At 63.4% G+C, this 19,188-nt stretch carries 16 protein-coding genes; 3 read left to right on the top strand and 13 right to left on the bottom strand.

Annotated elements, in window-relative coordinates; all coding sequences use genetic code 11:
- Positions 1-18 precede the first annotated feature (18 nt).
- From FBX99_RS20065 to ltnD, 4 genes are all read right to left on the bottom strand, one after another.
- Positions 19-1,479 (bottom strand): SLC13 family permease, encoded by a 1,461-nt coding sequence (locus FBX99_RS20065; RefSeq protein WP_144930339.1) that lies wholly within the window; start codon positions 1,477-1,479, stop codon positions 19-21.
- Between the two features lie 181 nt (positions 1,480-1,660).
- Positions 1,661-2,299, bottom strand: coding sequence for an aldolase (locus tag FBX99_RS20060; RefSeq protein ID WP_144930338.1), 639 nt, complete (start codon positions 2,297-2,299; stop codon positions 1,661-1,663).
- Positions 2,296-3,588 (bottom strand): 3-oxo-tetronate kinase, encoded by a 1,293-nt coding sequence (gene otnK / locus FBX99_RS20055; RefSeq protein ID WP_144930337.1) that lies wholly within the window; start codon positions 3,586-3,588, stop codon positions 2,296-2,298. The genes FBX99_RS20060 and otnK overlap by 4 nt, the downstream gene beginning before the upstream one ends.
- A 9-nt stretch (positions 3,589-3,597) precedes the next feature.
- Entirely contained in the window at positions 3,598-4,503 is a 906-nt protein-coding gene (ltnD, locus tag FBX99_RS20050; protein ID WP_144930336.1) for an L-threonate dehydrogenase, read from the bottom strand.
- Between the two features lie 203 nt (positions 4,504-4,706).
- Between ltnD and FBX99_RS20045 the strand changes: the two genes are divergently transcribed.
- Together FBX99_RS20045 and FBX99_RS20035 are read left to right on the top strand one after the other, a co-directional pair.
- Complete coding sequence (locus FBX99_RS20045; RefSeq protein WP_144930335.1) at positions 4,707-5,813, top strand: NAD(P)/FAD-dependent oxidoreductase; 1,107 nt, start codon at positions 4,707-4,709, stop codon at positions 5,811-5,813.
- Positions 5,814-6,115: 302 nt separating this feature from the next.
- Entirely contained in the window at positions 6,116-6,592 is a 477-nt protein-coding gene (locus tag FBX99_RS20035; RefSeq protein WP_144930334.1) for a hemerythrin domain-containing protein, read from the top strand.
- Positions 6,593-6,641: 49 nt separating this feature from the next.
- On the opposite strand, the gene FBX99_RS20030 is transcribed toward FBX99_RS20035, so the two are convergent.
- The 7 genes from FBX99_RS20030 to FBX99_RS19995 form a co-directional block, all read right to left on the bottom strand.
- Positions 6,642-7,520, bottom strand: a complete 879-nt coding sequence (locus tag FBX99_RS20030; protein WP_144930333.1) for a LysR family transcriptional regulator — start codon at positions 7,518-7,520, stop codon at positions 6,642-6,644.
- A gap of 256 nt (positions 7,521-7,776) precedes the next feature.
- On the bottom strand, positions 7,777-8,406 hold the full coding sequence (ycaC, locus tag FBX99_RS20025) for an isochorismate family cysteine hydrolase YcaC (protein WP_041024338.1): 630 nt from the start codon (positions 8,404-8,406) through the stop codon (positions 7,777-7,779).
- A 144-nt stretch (positions 8,407-8,550) separates the two neighbouring features.
- Positions 8,551-10,389 carry an amidohydrolase gene (locus FBX99_RS20020; RefSeq protein WP_144930332.1) on the bottom strand — a complete coding sequence of 613 codons (1,839 nt, stop codon included), beginning with the start codon at positions 10,387-10,389 and terminating at the stop codon, positions 8,551-8,553.
- A gap of 128 nt (positions 10,390-10,517) precedes the next feature.
- On the bottom strand, positions 10,518-11,144 hold the full coding sequence (locus FBX99_RS20015) for an antibiotic biosynthesis monooxygenase (protein ID WP_144930331.1): 627 nt from the start codon (positions 11,142-11,144) through the stop codon (positions 10,518-10,520).
- Entirely contained in the window at positions 11,137-11,550 is a 414-nt protein-coding gene (locus tag FBX99_RS20010) for a DoxX family protein (RefSeq protein ID WP_144930330.1), read from the bottom strand. Before FBX99_RS20010 ends, FBX99_RS20015 begins: the two co-directional genes overlap by 8 nt.
- Entirely contained in the window at positions 11,547-12,494 is a 948-nt protein-coding gene (locus FBX99_RS20005; RefSeq protein ID WP_144930329.1) for a LysR substrate-binding domain-containing protein, read from the bottom strand. Before FBX99_RS20005 ends, FBX99_RS20010 begins: the two co-directional genes overlap by 4 nt.
- A 185-nt stretch (positions 12,495-12,679) precedes the next feature.
- Entirely contained in the window at positions 12,680-13,501 is an 822-nt protein-coding gene (locus tag FBX99_RS19995) for an alpha/beta fold hydrolase (RefSeq protein WP_144930328.1), read from the bottom strand.
- A gap of 251 nt (positions 13,502-13,752) precedes the next feature.
- On the opposite strand from FBX99_RS19995, the gene FBX99_RS19990 reads away from it, so the two are divergent.
- On the top strand, positions 13,753-16,554 hold the full coding sequence (locus FBX99_RS19990) for a winged helix-turn-helix domain-containing protein (protein ID WP_144930327.1): 2,802 nt from the start codon (positions 13,753-13,755) through the stop codon (positions 16,552-16,554).
- Here FBX99_RS19990 and FBX99_RS19985 read toward each other — a convergent pair.
- Positions 16,501-17,964: a winged helix-turn-helix domain-containing protein gene (locus tag FBX99_RS19985; protein ID WP_144930326.1), complete on the bottom strand. Its 1,464-nt coding sequence runs from the start codon at positions 17,962-17,964 to the stop codon at positions 16,501-16,503. The two genes, FBX99_RS19990 and FBX99_RS19985, sit on opposite strands and share 54 nt — an antisense overlap.
- Positions 17,965-18,145: 181 nt before the next feature.
- Positions 18,146-19,096 (bottom strand): GlxA family transcriptional regulator, encoded by a 951-nt coding sequence (locus FBX99_RS19980; RefSeq protein WP_145132647.1) that lies wholly within the window; start codon positions 19,094-19,096, stop codon positions 18,146-18,148.
- Positions 19,097-19,188 lie beyond the last annotated feature (92 nt).

Raw genomic sequence — 19,188 nt, 5'->3', positions numbered from 1 at the left:
GCTCCTGGAATAAAAAGGTTAGACGAAAGGCCAGATCAACAAGGTGATACCAAAACCGAGTGTACCGAGCAGCGTGGTGATCACGGTCCAGGTTCGCAGGCCGTCCGCCACGTTGAGCCCTGCCAGTTTAGTGAAGATCCAGTAGCCGGCATCGTTGATGTGGGACATCGCCAGTCCGCCACCGCCCATGGCCAGGCACAGCAGCGCCAGGTGATTGGGGGTCAGACCGAGCGTAGCGATCAACGGGCTGATGATACCGGCGGTGGTCACCAGCGCGACCGTGGTCGAACCCTGCACGGCGCGCAGCAACATGGTCAGCAAGAAGCCCAGCGCCAACACCGGCAGCCCGGTGGTGCGCAACATGTCGGACACCACCGCTCCGATCCCGGTGTCCACCAGGACCTTGCCAAAGACGCCACCGGCACCGGCGATCAGGATCACCATCGCCACCCCGGGCAACGCCGAGCCGATCACATCGGACACTTGGGTGCGACTCCAGCCCCGCCGTGAGCCCAGCAGCCAGGCGCAAAGCAAGGTGTCGATCAGCAAAGCCACCAGCGGCGCCCCCAACACCGTCATGACACCGCGAACCGTGGATTCCACCGGCAGCAGCGTGGTCGACAGCGTGCCCAGCAGGATCAGCACGATTGGCAACAGGATCAGCCCGACAATCAGACCGAAGCCCGGTGGCGGCGCCGCTGGCAGCCTGGCGACCAGCGAGCCGGTGGATTCTTCCAGCCCCATATGGGACACGGCGATGGCGGCTTGCAGCGGATCCCTGCCGTTGCCATTGCTCCAGGCGGCGAGGTCTTCGTTGGTGACATGGGGACCGTAGACTTCGGCGCGGATGTCGTCGGTCATCGGATAGAAGCGACGGGTCATGCGCCCCGCCACTTTATAGCCGACAAAACACAGGAATGCAGTCAGCGGCAGGCCGAACATCAACACCCTGCCCAGGTCCGCGCCTAACTGGCTGGCCGCCGCCACGGCCCCCGGATGTGGCGGCAGGAACGCATGCACCGTGAGCAATGCCGCGCACATCGGCAAGGCGAACACCAGCAACGGCTTGCGGGCGCTGCGGGCCACGCCATAGGCCAGCGGCATGAGGATGATGACACCCACCTCGAAGAACACCGGCACGCCGATGATGAAACCGGCAATGGTCAGGGCCAGCGGTGTACGCCGGTTGCCAAAACGTTCGATCAGGGTTCTCGCCAGGGCCTCGGCGCCGCCCGACAGCTCGATGATCCGCCCGATCATCGCGCCCAGGGCAATGATGATCGCGATATGGCCGAGGGTCTTGCCCATGCCGCCTTCGATGGTTGCCACCAGGTCGGCCGGCTTCACCCCGGCCACCAGCGCCACCAGGATGCTCACCAGCATCAGCGCCACGAACGGTTGGAACTTGTACTTGAGCACCAGGAACAGCAACAGCGCAATCCCGGCACCGGCCGTGATCATCAGGATGACCGGGCTCATGGGCGCGCCCCTCCGCAGAGGAACGGGAGAACGCTTGCACGACAAACACTGCGGTTGAAATGGATCATGGAGTGAACCCTGTTGTTATTGTGTTTTCAGCCAGCCCGCACGGTACCGCTGTCGAGGGAATCGATTCCCTCGACACTGGCTGTGCAAGGCTTTGGTTCTTGTGGCGGATCCCTTACCAATCGGCGCCGAAGATCGCGCGCAGCTCATCCAGTGCCGCCTGATCGAGCGGCTCGGGTCTGGGATTGCTCATCAGCCAGAGCCGCGCGGTTTCTTCCAACTCTTCCAGGGCGTAGCTGGCCCGGGACACCGAACTTTCCCAGACCACCGGGCCCAGGCGTTCGAGCATCACGCCGCGAACCCGATTGGCCAGTTGCGCCACCTGCTCGGCCACGTTGGGCGAGCCGGGGCGCTGGTAGCCGATCAATGGAACATGCCCGACCTTCATCACCTGATAAGGCGTGAGCGGCGGCAAAATGTCATCGTGGCGCCAGACCCCGGCCAGGGTCAGCGCCACCAGGTAGGTGGAGTGGGTGTGCACCACGCCGCCGACCGTCGGGTTGCGGTCGTAGACCTGGCGATGCAACGCCAGGGTCTTGGAGGGCTTGTGCCCGGACAGCCAATCGCCGGCGCTACTGACCTTGGCGATGGCCGCTGGATCGAGACGTCCCAGGCAGGCATCGGTCGGCGTGATCAGCCAGCCATCGTCGAGCCGGGCGCTGATGTTGCCCGCACTGCCGACGGTATAGCCGCGTTGATAGAGGCTAAGGCCGACTTCGCAGATTTCTTCGCGCAAGGCGCTTTCCGGGCTCATCGAGCGCCTCCGGACAATTGCGCGAGGGCCTTGGCGAAGAAATCGCGACCGCCGAAATTACCCGACTTGAGCGCCAGAGCCAGCGGTTGCGGGCCGCTGCTGAGGGTGGCTGGCACACCGGGATCGATCTGCGCACCGATCTGCAGCAGCGTCACCTCCAGCGCCTTGACCACCGCGCCGGAGGTTTCGCCACCGGCAATCACGAAACGCCGTACACCCTGCTCGCGCAAACCTCGGGCGATGTCGCCCAAGGCATTCTCCACCAGCGCACCGGCCCGCCCGGCGCCCAACTGTTGTTGTACGAGCCTGACTTCATCGGCGTTGTTGGTGGCATAGATCAGTACGGTGTCCGCCGCGTCACGGGCAAACGCCAGGGCTCGGGCCACCACCGGCTCACCGGCCGCCAGCGCCACGGGATCGATGCGCAAGGCTGGCCGCCCAGCTTCGAGCCAGGCGGCCACTTGTCCATTGGTGGCGATGGACGCGCTGCCGGCCAAGACCACTTCACCGCCAGGGACCTGGGGCAACGTCGACACATCGAAATCCCTCAGCTGGCCGGCTCGCCGGAAGTTGTCCGGCAGCCCCAGGGCCAGCCCGGAGCCGCCCGTCAGCAACGGTAGGTCCGCGCAGGCCGCGCCGAGGGTGTACAGGTCCGCATCGGACAACGCGTCAGCGATGGCCATGCCGACGCCCTGGGCACGCAACCCGGCGATCTTCGCCCGCACGGCGTCCACGCCCTGGGCGACACTGTCGTAGCGCAACAGGCCGACCTCGAGGGAAGTCTGGGCTTGCAGCACACGCACCAGGTTGGCGTCGGTCATCGGCGTCAATGGGTGGTGTTGCATGCCCGACTCGTTCAGCAATTGGTCCTGCACGAACAGATGGCCGCGGAAAATCGTTCGGCCGTTTTCCGGAAACGCCGGGCAGGCCAAGGTGAAATCACTGTCCAGGGCCTTGAGCAAGGCTTCGCTCACCTGGCCGATATTGCCTGCGGCGGTCGAATCGAAGGTCGAGCAGTATTTGAAGAAGATCTGCTGGCAGCCGCGTTCACGCAACCAGGCCAGCGCCGCGAGGGATTCGTCGATGGCCTCGGCCACAGGCAGGGTCCGCGACTTGAGGGCAATGACGATCGCATCGGCCGCCAGGCCTTCAGCGTCTTCGGCACCGGGAATGCCGATGCGCTGCACCGTGCGCATGCCGCCGCGCACCAGCATGTTGGCCAGGTCCGTGGCGCCGGTGAAGTCGTCGGCAATGCAGCCCAGCAGCGGGCGTGCGTTGGAAGGGGTCATGGCGGCTCCTCAAATCGCGTCGGGGTTGGCGGTCGGCAGGTCGATGCCCGGGAAAATCTTGATCACCGCCGAATCATCCTCCCGCCCGAAGCCGGCGCTGGAGGCCTGCATGAACATCTGGTGCGCGGTGGCCGACAGCGGCAACGGGAATTTGCTGGCGCGGGCGGTATCGAGCACCAGGCCCAGATCCTTGACAAAGATGTCCACCGCCGACAGCGGCGTGTAGTCAGCCTTGAGGATGTGCGGCACGCGGTTCTCGAACATCCAGGAGTTGCCGGCACTGTGGGTGATCACTTCGTACAGCGCATCGGCATCCACGCCTTCGCGCAGCCCCAGCGCCATGGCTTCGGCCGAGGCGGCAATGTGTACGCCGGCCAGTAACTGATTGATGATTTTGACTTTGGAGCCCAGGCCGTGGACATCGCCCAGGCGATAGACCTTGCCCGCCATGCCCGCCAGGACCGCTTCGGCCTTGGCATAGGCCGGGGCCGGGCCCGACGTCATCATGGTCATCTCGCCGGCCGCTGCCTTGGCCGCGCCGCCGGAGATGGGCGCGTCGAGGTACAACAGGCCGGTCTGCGTCAGGCGCTGACCCAGTTCCACGGCAAAGGTCGGCGCCACCGTGGCACAACCAATGACCAGACTGCCCTCGCGCAAGGCTTGCACGGCACCGTTCTCGCCAAACAACACGGTGTCGGTCTGCTCGGCATTCACCACCACCGTGATGATCACATCGCATTGAACCGCCATGTCGGCAGGCGACACACAGGCCACGCCGCCCTCGCCGGCAAATTGCTCGGTAACGGCGGCGCGCACATCACAGGCATGCACATTGAAGCCTGCGCGCAGCAACGAGCGGGCAATGCCCAGGCCCATCGCGCCGAGCCCGATCACACCGACATTCTTGTTATTCATGAGGCACTCCGGAAAAGACAGCGAACCGTTCTGTGGGTGTTGTAGCGAGCTTTGTCCTACAGATTGGTTTCGATCATCCACCAATGAACAGATCTTGTGAAGTATTTTTTCAATCTAACATTTTTTAACACGCTTATTGCACTTCACCCGTTGCCCAGGCAGGACTACCCTGAAACGCCAAAGAGTCCTGAGGAGACATGAGGTTGAGCGTCGATATCGAGTGCGTGGTGGTGGGCGCGGGGGTTGTCGGTCTGGCCGTGGCCCGAGAGATGGCCCAGGCCGGCCATGAGGTACTGTTGATCGAAGCCGGTGGCGCCATCGGCATGGGCACCAGCTCGCGCAATTCCGAAGTCATCCATGCCGGCATCTACTACCCACCGGGCAGCCTCAAGGCCCGGTTGTGCGTCGAAGGTCGGCACCGACTCTATGCCTATTGCGAAAGCCACGGTGTGACGACTCGCCGGCTCGGCAAGCTGATCGTCGCCAAAGACCCGGCGCAGGTGGCCGGGCTCCAGGGGTTGCTGGAACGCGGCTTGTTGAATGGCGTGGACGACCTGCGCCTGCTCGATCGGGAGCAGGCGTTGGCCCTGGAGCCGGCGCTGGCGTGTGTCGCCGCGTTGTATTCGCCTTCCACGGGCATTGTCGACTCCCATGCATTGATGCTGGCCTTGCAAGGCGATGCCGAAGCGGCCGGCGCGACCATTGCTTTCCACACGCCATTGCTGGGGGCTCGCATCGGCACCGGGCGCTTCGTGCTGGAATTGGGTGGCACCGCCCAGATGAACCTGTCCTGCCGCCAATTGATCAACGCCGCCGGCCTCCAGGCGCCTGCCCTCGCCCGTCGCACGGAAGGCCTGCCGGCGCAAACGGTACCCCCTGACTATCTGTGCAAAGGCAATTACTTCAGCCTTGCCGGACGTGCGCCCTTCCGGCATCTGGTCTACCCAGCCCCGGAAGCCGCCGGGCTGGGCATCCACATGACCCTGGACCTGGCGGGCCAGGCCCGTTTCGGACCCGACGTCGAATGGGTCAAACACGAGGACTACCGGGTCGATCCCGGTCGCGCCGAAGCCTTCTATCCAGCGATTCGCACTTATTGGCCCGACCTGCCCGATCACAGCCTGCAACCAGCCTACAGCGGCCTCCGCCCGAAGATCTCCGCGCCCGGTGAACCCGCCCACGACTTCCTCATCAGCAGCGCCGCCGAGCACCAGGTACCCGGGCTGATCAACCTGTTCGGCATCGAATCGCCGGGACTGACATCTTGCCTGGCAATTGCCGGGCGGGTGCGGCAGTTGCTCGATGACTGACTGTCACAAGCGGGCTTGCTCGCGAAAGCGGTGTGTCAGTTGACGAAGATGTTGGATGTCAGTCCCCATTCGCGGGCAAGCCCGCTCCCACAGAGAGTTCTGGTCAGCGCAGCGCAAAGTGCAAGGCGCTTTGGCCCCTCTTCATGCAGCCTGCACGATGACAAAAATGGCGATCATTTCAACTCTTTGTTTTAAAAGGACTTTATAAAGCCACCTGGCTGGCACGGCCGATGCAACTCTCGGTTAACACGACGTCGGCGCTTGAAGCCGGCTCGTAACCGTGAATTGCCGAGGAGCTGTATATGAACGCCATCGATCTGTTGAAAGCTGACCATGAACGCGTCAAGGGCATTCTTGCTCAACTGAGCGAATCCACCGAACGCGGCGTCAAGAAACGCACCGACCTGTTGGCGAAGCTGGAAATGGAAGTCACCATTCATACCCGGCTGGAAGAAGAAATCCTGTACCCGGCCTTCAAGCAGGCAGGTGGCAAGGATGAGGCCGAAATGTATTACGAAGCCAAGGAAGAACATCGCACGGTCGATTCGCTGGTGCTGCCGGACCTGAAGGCCACCGATCCTTCCCAACCTGAATTCGCCGGGCGGGTGAAAGTAGTCAAGGAACTGCTTGAGCACCATATCGAAGAAGAAGAGAAAGAGATGTTCCCGCAAGCCAAGAAGGTGCTGGGCAAAGCCAAGCTGGATGCCTTGGGTGAACAGATGGAAACCATGAAGGCGCAGTACAAGAAAGAACTGAGCAGCGCCAACATGGCCGCCTGATCAGGCATTGCCGATGTCTTCAGCCGTCCCGGGACGGCTGAAAGCTCAGCTAGCGCATGTGTTCCCGTAGAAATGCCACCAGCGCCTGCACCGGGCGCGAGCTCTGGCGATGTTGCGGATACACCGCCGACAGTGCCAGGGGTTCGGTTTCGAAACCCTCCAGTACCTTGACCAACCGTCCGTCCTTCAGCGAATCGCCGAGGATGAAGGTCGGGAGATAGGTAATGCCCATGCCGGCGATGGCCGCATCCCTGAGCAGATCACCGTTGTTGGCGCGCATGCGTCCGGCGACCTCCAACACCAGCGGTTTCCCCCCTCCTCCAAAACGCCACTGAACCTGACGGCTGTGGCCATAGGGCAGGCATTCGTGGTTGCGCAGGTCTTCGGGGCGCGAGGGTGTGCCCCGTTGCGCCAGGTAGGACGGGCTGGCGCAATAGACTCGGTCGATGGTCGCAATGCGACGGGCGATCAAAGTCGAATCTTCCAGCACGCCGATTCGTAGCGCCAGGTCGTAACCCTCCCCCAGCAAATCCACCGAGCGGTCACTCAGGTCCACTTCAACGCTGACCTGCGGATAACGCTGCAAGAACAACGGCAGCAGGCAGCCCAGGTGTGCCACCGCAAAAGACAGCGGCGCGCTGAGCCGAAGGGTACCGCGAGGTTCGCTGGTCTGGCCGCTGATGCCCTGCTCCACCTGCTCGATTTCGCTGAGCAGACGCAAGGCCGCTTCGTAATAGCGCTGGCCCAACGGGGTAACGTCCAGCCGCCGCGTCGAACGGTTGAGCAGGCGCACCCCCAGTCGCTGTTCCAGCGCCATGAGCTTGCGGCTGACGAATTGCTTGGACAACCCCAACTGGTCCGCCGCCGCCGTGAAGCTACCCGACTCCATGACCTGGGCAAAAATGCGCATTTCTTCGAAGGGGTTCATTGTCACTCCAGGGGTGGACAGTGAGAGGGCTCAGCTGAGCATTGTGGTCGGGGTGAGACAGGTTGGGAAGGGTTGGGTGGGCTGACGCCATCGCGAGCAGGCTCGCTCCCACACGAATTTTGTTCTGAACATTGCACCTGAGAACGCCCGATTCCCCTGTGGGAGCGAGCCTGCTCGCGATGGCGACCTGTTAGTCGACCAAAAAACCAAAAACGCCCGCACAAGGCGGGCGTCGTCCAGCGACAACCACTGATGCTTACTTGGCAGTCAGCGCCGCGTAGCTGTTCATCAGGTTGCGGTAGTTCGGAATGCGCTGGGACAGCAGGTTGCCCAGGCCTTCAATGTCGTTGCGCCAGTCGCGATGCAGTTCGCAAGCCACCGAGAACCAGTTCATCAGTTGCGCGCCGGCAGCGGTCATGCGGGCCCAGGAAGCCTGCTGCACGGTTTCGTTGAAGGTGCCCGAGGCATCGGTGACCACGAACACGTCAAAACCTTCGGCCAGTGCCGACAAGGTCGGGAACGCGACGCAGACGTCGGTCACCACACCGGCGATGATCAGTTGCTTGCGACCGGTAGCCTTGATCGCCTTGACGAAGTCTTCATTGTCCCAGGCATTGATCTGGCCTGGACGTGGGATGTACGGCGCGTCCGGGAACATTTCCTTGAGCTCCGGCACGAGCGGGCCGTTAGGGCCTTTTTCGAAGCTGGTGGTCAGGATGGTCGGCAAACCGAAGAACTTCGCCAGGTCGGCCAGGGCCAGCACGTTGTTCTTGAACTCGTTGGGCGAGAAGTCCTGGACCAGGGAAATCAGGCCGGTCTGGTGATCGACCAGCAGGACGACTGCATCATCTTTGTTCAGGCGGTTGTAGACAGGGGCATTGCTCATGGGATGACTCCTTTGGGATGGATGTTACAGACCCTGTGGGAGCGGGCTTGCTCGCGAAAGCGGTGTGTCAGCTTGCGACGTCGTCGGATGTGCCGACGCATTCGCGAGCAAGCCCGCTCCCACAGGGGGGGATGTTGATGTCTGTCAGAAAGCGAAGCAGGAACAGCCAAACGCGCCCCAGAAGCCTTGGAAATCGCTGACCGGGACGTTCGACAGCCGCGCCCGCTCATGGCTATGGGAATGCACCGTGCAAGGACCGCTGCACTGGTGCACCTGGGCCTGCAACGGCGAGGTCGGGCGCCAGTGGCCTGGTACCTTGACCACTGGGGACCAGTCCGGCAGTACCGGGACGCTGGCAGGGCCGAGTTTTTCGAAGTCGTCGGCGGCATACACCACCTTGCCGTCGACCACCGTCAGCACGGACTCGATCCACTTGATGGCTTCTTCCTCGACGCTGAAGAAGTCGGCGCTCAGTGCCGCCAGGTCCGCCAGTTGGCCGACTTTGATCTGGCCCTTCTTGCCCTGCTCTGACGAAAACCAGGCGCTGCCATGGGTGAACAGCTCCAGCGCGGTGAGGCGCGGCAGGCCCTCTTCGTGCAGCGCCAGGCCACCGACGGTGCGACCGCTGACCATCCAGTACAGCGAGGTCCAGGGGTTGTAGCTCGATACCCGGGTGGCGTCAGTGCCGGCACCCACCGGCACGCCTTCGGCCAGCATGCGCTTGATCGGCGGCGTCGCTTCGGCCGCCTTGGCGCCGTAGCGGTCGACAAAGTATTCGCCTTGGAAGGCCATGCGGTCCTGGATGGCGATGCCGCCGCCCAGTGCACGGACCCGCTCGATGTTTTGCGGGGTGATGGTTTCGGCGTGGTCGAAGAACCATGGCAGGCCGTTGAACGGGATGTCGCGGTTGACCTTCTCGAACACGTCGAGCATGCGGCTGATGGACTCGTTGTAGGTGGCATGCAGGCGGAACGGCCAACGCTGCTCCACCAGGTGCCGGACCACCGGCTCCAGGTCCTGTTCCATGCTCGCCGGCAGGTCCGGGCGTGGTTCCAGGAAGTCTTCGAAATCCGCTGCCGAGAACACCAGCATTTCACCGGCGCCGTTGTGCCGCAGGAAGTCATCGCCCTGGTGCAGCTTGACGCTGCCGGTCCAGTTCTTGAAGTCGTTGAGCTCTTCCTTGGGCTTTTGGGTGAACAGGTTGTAGGCGATGCGCACCGTCAACTGTTCTTCCCGGGCCAATTGCTCGATCACCGCGTAATCGTCGGGGTAATTCTGGAAACCACCGCCGGCGTCGATGGCACTGGTCAGGCCCAGGCGATTGAGTTCGCGCATGAACTGGCGAGTGGAGTTGACCTGATACTCCAGCGGCAACTTCGGCCCCTTGGCCAACGTCGAGTAGAGGATCATCGCGTTGGGACGCGCCACCAGCATGCCGGTGGGTTCCCCCTTGCTGTCGCGCACGATCTCACCGCCCGGCGGGTTCGGCGTGTCACGGGTATAGCCGGCCACCCGCAACGCGGCGCGGTTGAGCAAGGCGCGGTCATACAGGTGCAACACGAACACCGGGGTATCGGGGGCGGCCTGGTTGAGTTCTTCCAGGGTCGGCATGCGTTTTTCGGCGAACTGGAATTCGTTCCAGCCGCCCACCACGCGCACCCATTGTGGCGTCGGCGTGCGGTCAGCCTGGTCCTTGAGCATGCGCAGAGCATCGGCCAGGGACGGCACGCCTTCCCAGCGCAGTTCCAGGTTGTAGTTCAGGCCGCCGCGGATCAGGTGCAGGTGCGAGTCGTTAAGCCCGGGGATGACGGTGCGGCCCTTGAGGTCGATGACCTGGGTACTGCCGCCACGCAGGGCCATGGCCTCGGCGTCGGTGCCCACGGCAACGAACTTGCCCTGGCTGATGGCCACAGCACTGGCGCGGGGCTTTTCCCGGTCGACGGTGTGGAACTGGCCATTGAACAGAATCAGATCGGCGTTCATAGGGTTTCCTTTAACGATAGATGTGCAGATGAAAAAATGGGTGGTGAGAGTTAGAGAGGTCGCTTCGCGACCTCACGGGGATAAATCCCCTCGCCACAACTGCGCTAGCCAAGAGAACTCGGTGATGTTCAGGGCTCCAGGTGTTCATGGGCCTTGGAGGCCTCCATCCAGGGTGCGAACAAACGGGTCGCCAGCGGCATGCACACGTAGCAGACCGAGAGCACGATGGTCAGGGTGATCAGGAACGTGGCGACGACATAGTTGGATAGAAATGCGTTGAGCTGCAGCACCGGCCCCCAGATCAGCGGCACCAGCAAGGTGTGTGGCAGGATCACCAGCAACGTCACCACGGCCTGCTTCCAGCGCGGTGGCGGTGTAGCGGCATCCGCCAGCGGGGTGAACCAGAACTCCTTGTGGGGCGCGACTTCGGTCTGGTCGCCGTCGGCCAGCAACGGCGCGGCCTCCTCCACCAGTTCGCGGCGCTCAGGCGAATCGAGCCAGCGCTGCAGGGCCTCGGTGGAAAGGAAGCGCAGCACGCAAGTGAACAGCGACAACCCACCCTGCTTGCCCCGCACCACATCCACCCCCAGGTGGCCCGGCCAACGACCGGCCACGGTCACGATGCGTCGTAACCAGGCCTCATAGGCCGCGTCCTGGCCGGCCTTGATCCGGTGTTTGACGATCAGGGTGACGATTTCGTCGGAGCCGGGTGAGGCAGCGCCCGTTGTGGACTCGACAGCTTGAGATTCAGACATGGCGTAACACTCCGGTAAAACGCGCGTTCAGCGCCAGGCGACCCGGCCCGGCGATGAACACGCCGGTAAAGATGATCAGCAGCAGCCAGCCGAACTGCCCTTCTTCGAGGCTCCATTGCGGGTGGACCACCCACAGTGCAACGGCCAACAGGAACAGGACGGGCAGGCACGCCAGGCGCACCAGGACACCGGCCGCGATCAGCAACGGACACAGCACTTCGGCGAAGATCGCCAACATCAGGGTGAGGCTCGCACCGAGGTGAAACGGGTCTTCGATGCGGGTGAGTTCGTCGCTGTAGTGCAGCCACTTCGGCAACCCGTGGACCCACAGCAGAAACAGCGCGCCACTGAGGCGCAGGAACAGCAGTCCCCAGTCCTGCAGGGTACGTTCGTCGGTGACGTTCATCGGTGTGCTCCGTCCTGGTCCGCGTAGGCGGCGGCCGGTAATGATTGGGACATATGAGTAGCAATGCGTGAGCGCAACCAGCGCTCCGCCGGGTCGTTGTCATGCACGCCACTCCAGACCATCGACAACTCGGCCGCGTTGATCTCGAACGGTGGATCCTCGGCCCGCAACGCGCAGCCTTCCACCAGCGCGCAGGCCGCGTAGTCGGGCACGGTGGCGATCAGCTCAGTGCCGGCTAACAAGGCCCGCAAGCCACTGAACTGCGGGACGCCCAGCACCACCTTGCGGGTCCGACCAATGCGCGCCAGGTCCAGGTCGATGTTGCCGCTCAGGTCGCCCGAGAACGACACCATGGCATGGGGTCGCGCGCAGTATTCGTCCAGGGTCAGCGGGCCCGGACGCTTGTCGCCGCGCAAGACCTTGCAGGGGATGTCGCGCAATTTCTTGCGCTTGGCGTTGGCCGGCAGATCAGTGGTGTAGCTGACCCCGACGCTGATTTCCCCGCTGCCCAGCAACGACGACATCAACAGGTAGTTGGCCCGGCGCACCACCACGATGATGCCTGGCGCCTCTTCACGCAGTTGACTCAGCAAGGGCGGAAACAGGCCGAACTCGGCGTCGTCCGACAGGCCGATGCGAAACACGTCGCAGCTGGTGGACGGATCGAAGGCCTTGGCCCGACTGACCGCCCCGGAAATCGTGTCCATGGCCGGTTGTAGCTCTTTGAGGATGGCCATCGCCCGAGGGGTCGGCTCCATGCCGCGCCCGTGACGGATCAGCAGCGGGTCATCGAACAGGTCCCGCAGCCGCCCCAGCGCCGCGCTCACGGCCGGCTGGCCCATGAACAGCTTTTCCGCGACGCGGGTCAGGTTCTTCTCGAACATCAACGCCTCGAAGATCACCAGCAGGTTCATGTCGAGACGGCGTAAGTCGTTGCGATTCATCGGTTAGAGTCCTGTGGAATACCGATCATGTTGGATGCTGACCTGTGGGAGCGGGCTTGCTGGCGAAAGCGGTGCGTCAGTCGACGAAGGTGTTGAATGTCGAACCGCATTCGCGAGCAAGCCCGCTCCCACATTCAGGTTTGTGGCCTGCCTCAGCATCAGGGTGAAACCCGCACCGATACGCTTCAGCCGCGGATGAACGCCAGCAAATCGGCGTTCAGTCGGTCCTTGTGGGTATCGGTCAGGCCATGGGGCGCGCCGGGGTACACCAACAACTGTGAGTTCTTGAGCAGCTTGGCGGCGGCGATGCCGGCGGCTTCGATGGGGACCACCTGGTCGTCATCGCCATGGACCACCAGGGTCGGTACCTCGATGTTGCGCAGGTCTTCGGTAAGGTCGGTCTCCGAGAACGCCTTGATGCAGTCGTACGTGTTCTTGTGGCCGGCGAGCATGCCTTGCATCCAGAACCAGTCGATCATGCCTTGGGACACCTTGGCGCCCGGACGGTTGGCGCCGAAAAACGCGCTGGCCACATCCTTGTATAGCTGAGAACGGTCGACCAGGGAGGCCTGGCGGAAACCGTCGAACACTTCGATGGGCAAGCCGCCGGTGTTGGCCGGGGTCCTGAGCATCAGTGGCGTTACCGCCGAGATCAGCCCGAGCTTGGCGACGCGAGCAGCGCCATGCCGGCCGATATAGCGTGCCACCTCACCACCGCCGGTGGAAAAACCGAGCAACACGGCGTTCTTCAGGTCCAGCCGCTCGATCAACTCGGCCAGGTCATCGGCGTAGGTGTTCATGTCGTTGCCATCCCACGGCTGGCTGGAGCGCCCATGCCCACGGCGATCATGGGCAATCACCCGGTAACCGTTGGACGCCAGGAACATCATCTGCGCTTCCCAACTGTCCGAGTTCAACGGCCAGCCATGGCTGAAGACAACCGGCTGACCATTGCCCCAATCCTTGTAGTAGATCTCGGTGCCGTCGCGGGTGATGAAGGTGCTCATGACATGACTTCCTTGGGGGTGGAGGCCTCCATGGTCCGGTCAGAGGGGATGTATGTGTGAGTTAAACGTTGTTAATTTTTTTGATTGAGGTCAGGACTGTGGGTGCTGTTTGTGGCGAGGGGATTTATCCCCTCGCCACAGGGTGTATCACTGCTGGCTATGAGAGAAGGCTCTAACCGTTGCGCCTGAAGCCGAACCTGAGGAACATACTCGGATATACCTTTTGCACCAGACCAGACATCGAGAACACAATGAGCCCCCCCTCTGCCTTGCCCGTCGAACAGACGCTGCATTTCGGCCCGTACCATGTCCATCCGCGCCAGCGCCTGGTGCTGGAGGGCGGGCAGCCGTTGCGCCTGGGGCGACGGGCGGTGGCGATCCTGCTGGTGCTGCTCGAGCACGCTGGAGAGGTGGTAAGCAAGCAACAGCTGATCGCCCGTGTCTGGCCCAGGAGTGTCGTGGAAGACACCAACCTGCGGGTGCACGTCGCGGCATTGCGCAAGGCGTTGGGGGATGGCCAGGCCGGACAACGCTACATCGTTACCGTGGCGCAGCGCGGCTACAGTTTTGTCGCGCCGGTGTCGACCGAGCCGCTCGTCCCCATGGCGGATATCGCGCCTGCGTCACTGGCTCACAACCTGCCACCGCGTCGTAACCGGATGATCGGGCGCCAGGCGGTGGTGGAAAACCTGGTGGCCCACCTGCCGCGCAAACGCTTCATCACCCTGGTCGGGACCGGTGGCATCGGCAAGACCACGGTCGCCCTGCGGGTCGCCGAGCGGCTGATCGATCACTACCGCGACGGCACTTATCTGCTGGACCTGTCATTGCTCAACGATCCGGCCTCGATCGCCCCGGAGCTGTGCGCGCTGTTGGATCTGCCGCCGGACAGCGATACGCTGGCGACCATCGCCCGACAGCTCAAGGACCGGCATCTGTTGCTGGTAATCGATAATTGCGAACATCTGATCGACGCCACCGCCCAGCTCTGCGAAACCCTGCTGCGCGGTGCCCCGCACTTGCACATCCTGGCGACCAGCCGTGAAGGCCTGCGAGCCGAGGGCGAACACGTGCAGCACCTGGACGCCCTGGCCTTCCCGCCCCGAGGGACCTCCATCGAAGGTTACCCGGCCCTCGAATACCCGGCCCTGCAACTGTTTGCCGAGCGGGCCATGGCCAGCCATGACGACTTCGAACTGACCGACCGCGAGGTGCCCCTGGTGGCGGACATCTGCCAGCGACTGGACGGGATTCCCCTGGCCATCGAACTGGCCGCCGCGCAAGTGGGCCGCTTCGGGCTGGAGGCGCTTCATCGGCAGCTGCAAGACAGCGTCGCCCTGCTCCATAACGACAGCGACGTTGCGCCGCGCCAACAAACCCTGCACGCCACCCTGGATTGGAGCTTCGCACTGCTCACGGTGTGCGAGCAGATCTGCCTGCGGCGGCTGTCGATGTTCATGGGCAGCTTCAACCTGGCGTCGGCCGCCGCGGTAATCATCGGCCCGCACGTCGCGCCCGATCAGGTGCTGGTGTCGATCAGCCAATTGGTCGCCAAATCCCTGCTCAACGTCGAGGTCGGCGATGAAGAGGTGCGCTATCGCCTGCTGGACACCACTCGCAGCTATGCCTTGGAGAAGCTGGCCGAAGCCGGCGAACTGGCCGCCAGCCAGGAACGCCATGCCGAACGCTGCCTGGCCCTGATGGAGCAAGCCGAAAAGGATTGGGAAAGCACCGCCACGCCGGTGTGGATTGCGCGCTACGCGGCCTATCGCGATGACATCCGGGCGGCCCTCGACCGGGGGTTGGGCCCGCAGGGCGCCCATCAGGTGGCGATCCGCTTGACCGCAAGCACCCTGCCCCTCTGGCAGGAGCTGTCATTGCTCAAGGAGCATGGGCTTTACGTCAACAAGGCACTGCAACTGCTGCGAGCCACCCCGTCGCCATGCCCCAGGCTGAGCCTCGCCCTGGAGTTGGCCCACGCCAGTTTCAACTACCACACCGAGGGCGGTACACCGGCCACGGTTCGCGCCTTCGTCACCGCCCGGCAGTTGGCGCAACAATGCCAGAACCGCGCCGGCGAGCTCAGGGCGGTGTCGGGGCACATGGCGGTCAACCTCAGTTGCGGCCATTACCAACAGGCACTGGAACGGAGCCAGGACTTCGACCGCCTGGGTACCCAGGGCGACCCGCTCCTGTCCTTGAGCGCCCAACGCTTGCGGGTGCTGGCGCTGCATTTTGCCGGCGACCAGGGTGCCGCCCGACAAGATGCCGAGCAGGTCATCCAGCGCCTGGCCCAGAGCGGCCATCTCAGCCGTTTCACCCATGGGTTCGGCGTGCAATACGACCAGAGCGTCGCGTCGCTGACCATACTGGCGCGCATTCTCTGGCTGCAAGGCTTTGCCGAAAAAGCCCGGCGAGCCGCTAATCTTGCCCTGCAAATTGCCTTGCAGATCAATCACGGCACCTCAATCTGCTACACCCTCGCGCTGGCCGGTTGCGTGATTGCACGCTACAACGGCGATCATTCAGTCGCGACGGAAAGGCTCGCTACGTTGCGCTACCAGGCCAAGAAACATTCGGTGATGCTGTTTCATGACTGGGCCCACCACTATGACGGTGCATTCAATGACGCGTCCCTCGAGGCGAATCCGGTCAATGGGCTGATCCAGGACATTGTCGTGACCCTGCGGACCGATCGGGTCAGCCCCGGGCAACTCGCTCGCGCCCGCAACGGGGCCGCGGGCTGGTGCACGGCCGAGATCCTGCGGGCCGAGGCGCAGGTCTTGCTGGCACGCAACGACCCCGCCCTTGACCACAGCGCCGAGGAACAACTGGTAACCGCCCTGGGCGTGGCCCGCAGTCAGGGTGCCCTGGCCTGGGAGCTGCGCAGCGCCATGACCCTGGCGCGGCTATGGCAACGCCAGGGCCGGGAACGGTGCGCACGAGAACTGCTCGAGCCGGTCTATCGCCGCTTCACCGAAGGCTTCGATACCCCGGATTTAGTGGAGGCCGACGCGCTGCTCCACACGTTGCCTCGACGGTGCGAGGCTTGAGCGGACAGGCTTCCATGCGTTCTGCAACACATAACGCCGATGATACAAATGCCATTGACCACTGCGCCGCAGTTTTTCCATGGCATAGGCACGCGTGGTGTGAAGCCAGTGGAAACGCACTCCACGGGCGCATTGTTCGACCCTCAATAGCGACTGGTTGGCCAGCCGTGACAGTAGCCTGGGCAACTGCTCGACACCCAGTTCCGGACAACTGATCACGGCAATGGCCGCCTTGGCAGTAAAAGGCCGCTCGAACACCGAGAGGCGCTGCAATACCTTCTGCTCCGGCGCACTCAAACGCTCGAAACTCCAGTCCAGCAAGGCTTCCAGGCTCCGGTGACGGGGCACGGCCGTGCGCCGGCCAAAGCTCAGGAGCGATAGCCCGAAGTCCAGTTGCTCCAGTACCCCGGCCACACCCAAGGCACAGACTTGGGCTGCCGCCAGTTCAAGGGCCAGCGGCAAACCGTCCAGGCGCTGGCAGATTTGCGCCATCGCCACCAGGTCGCGGTCGCTGGGTTTGAAACCCTGCTGCCGGGCGCCGATCCGCTCCTTCAGTAATTGCACCGCCGGACACGCCAACAATTGCTGCTCGGGCTCAAGAGGCGATGCCACCGTCAGGCCTGGCAGCTGCACGATATGTTCGTCGGTGAGGCTCAGTGGCTCACGACTGCTCAGCAACAGCGACACGCCCGCTGCCGACGCCCGAAGCGCCAGGGCCAGTTCACGACAGGCCTCGAGTTGGTGCTCGCAGCCGTCGAGCACCAGCAGCATCCGGCGATGTTCGAGTCGCTCATTCAGCGAGTCGGGTTCCAGGCCCAGCGTGCAAGCAATCCGTGCCCGTACCTGGCAAGGCTCGGTGACGGCCGCCAGGTCGACGAACCACGCACCGTCGTCAAAGTGTTCCAGCAACAGCTCCGCGGCCCGCAGCACCACGGTGGACTTGCCGACACCACCCGGACCGGTCACGGTGGTCAGGCGCTGGCGCGGCACCTGGGCCAACAACCGGCCCAGCACTTTATCGCGGCCGATCACCGGGCTCAGCCGCGCAGGCAGGTTGTGCGTTTCGCGGATGGACGAAGCCAGTGGCGCGGCAAAGCAATAGCCCCTCCGCGGATCGTTGAGGATGTACCGGCATCCGTCCCGCCCGTCACCGAACGCCCGACGCAGTGCCGCAATGTGCACCCGCAGGTTGATGTCTTCCACCACACTGTCCGGCCAGACCTCGGCTATCAGCGCTTGCTTGCTGATATAGCTGCCGGCGTGATCCACCAGTATCTGGAGAACGTCCAGCGCCCGCCCGCCCAAGGTGAGGGGTTCGCCGTTTCGGGTGACCAGCCGCTGCTGCCGGTAGAAGGCAAACGGACCAAAGCCCACCGCCATTTCGGTATCGGGTTTGACGAAACTGTTCATGCTGATTCAGCGCCGAAGAACCGGTATGGGCATGGCGTCGCGGTCAGCGGACGCGTCTGCCCTGGCTCTCTTGCATCCTTTCCAGAGGGTTCGCCGTTATCTTGGCAGCCCACGACCGGAGAACAATGCTGGCACAGGGTCCATGACGGACATCACGGTGCCCTGGACGGACACCGGAGGCTCAACTGAACTGCTGGCGATACTGCACGGGGGTCAGGCCGAGTTTTTCACTGAACAGTGAGCGCATGTGCCGGACGCTGCCAAACCCACTGCGAAACGCCACGGTCTTCAGGGGCAAGTCGGTGCTTTCGAGTAAGTGGCGGGCCCGGTCGATCCGCGCACCTTGCAGGAACTCCATTGGCGTCATTGTCACTTCGCGGGCGAACATCCGGGCGAAATGCCGCGGGCTCATGGAGGCCAGCGTTGCCATGCGCTCGACGGTGAACGGCTCTTCCAGGTGCTCCATCACATAATGCTGCACCCGGGTGATGGCCGACTCCTGGGCCGCCACCGCCGCCACCAGGGGACTGAACTGGGCTTGCCCGCCTTGGCGCTTCATGACCACCAGCAATACCTTCGCCACATCCAGCGCCACTTTGCGGCCATGGTCCTGGGCGACGATGGCCAATGCCAGGTCGATACCGGCGGTGACGCCCCCGGAAGTGAACAGGCGCCGGTCCTGCAGGAAGATCTTGTCGGTTTCCACCCGTGCCTTGGGGAAACGCCGGATCAGGCGTTCGGTGTAATGCCAATGCGTGGTGACGCGGTAGCCGTCGAGCAGCCCCGCCTCACCCAGTACAAAGGCCCCTGTGCAGATGGAGCCGTAGCGCGTGGCCCGTTGCGTCGCGGCGCGCAGCCAGATATGCAACCCCGGATGCCGATCGTTGTAGGCCCCTGGCCCGCCCGGCACCAGCAATACATCATAAGCGGCCCAGGCCTGGTCGATATGCATGTCGGCTTCCACCGCCACACCGTTGGACGCGCGCAACGCGCCGCGCTCTGTGCCCAGGGTCAGCAATTGGTAGCGTTGGTCCGGCTCAAGATAGCGGTTGGCGATGGAGAACACCTCCATCGGCCCGGCCATGTCGAGTAGCAAAAAATCCGGGAACAGCACCATTGCAATGGTTTTCATCAATTAACACGCCAAAAAATCCAGAGGAACGCAGCAAAATTCTAGCTCGCCTGATGAGCCCTGTAGGAGCGAGCAGGCCCACAGGTCCGATG

This window comes from Pseudomonas sp. SJZ074 (genome assembly GCF_007828215.1).
Taxonomy (GTDB): Bacteria; Pseudomonadota; Gammaproteobacteria; order Pseudomonadales; family Pseudomonadaceae; genus Aquipseudomonas.
Note: the sequence above shows the minus strand (reverse complement) of the source record. Positions and strands in the feature narration are given on the sequence as shown.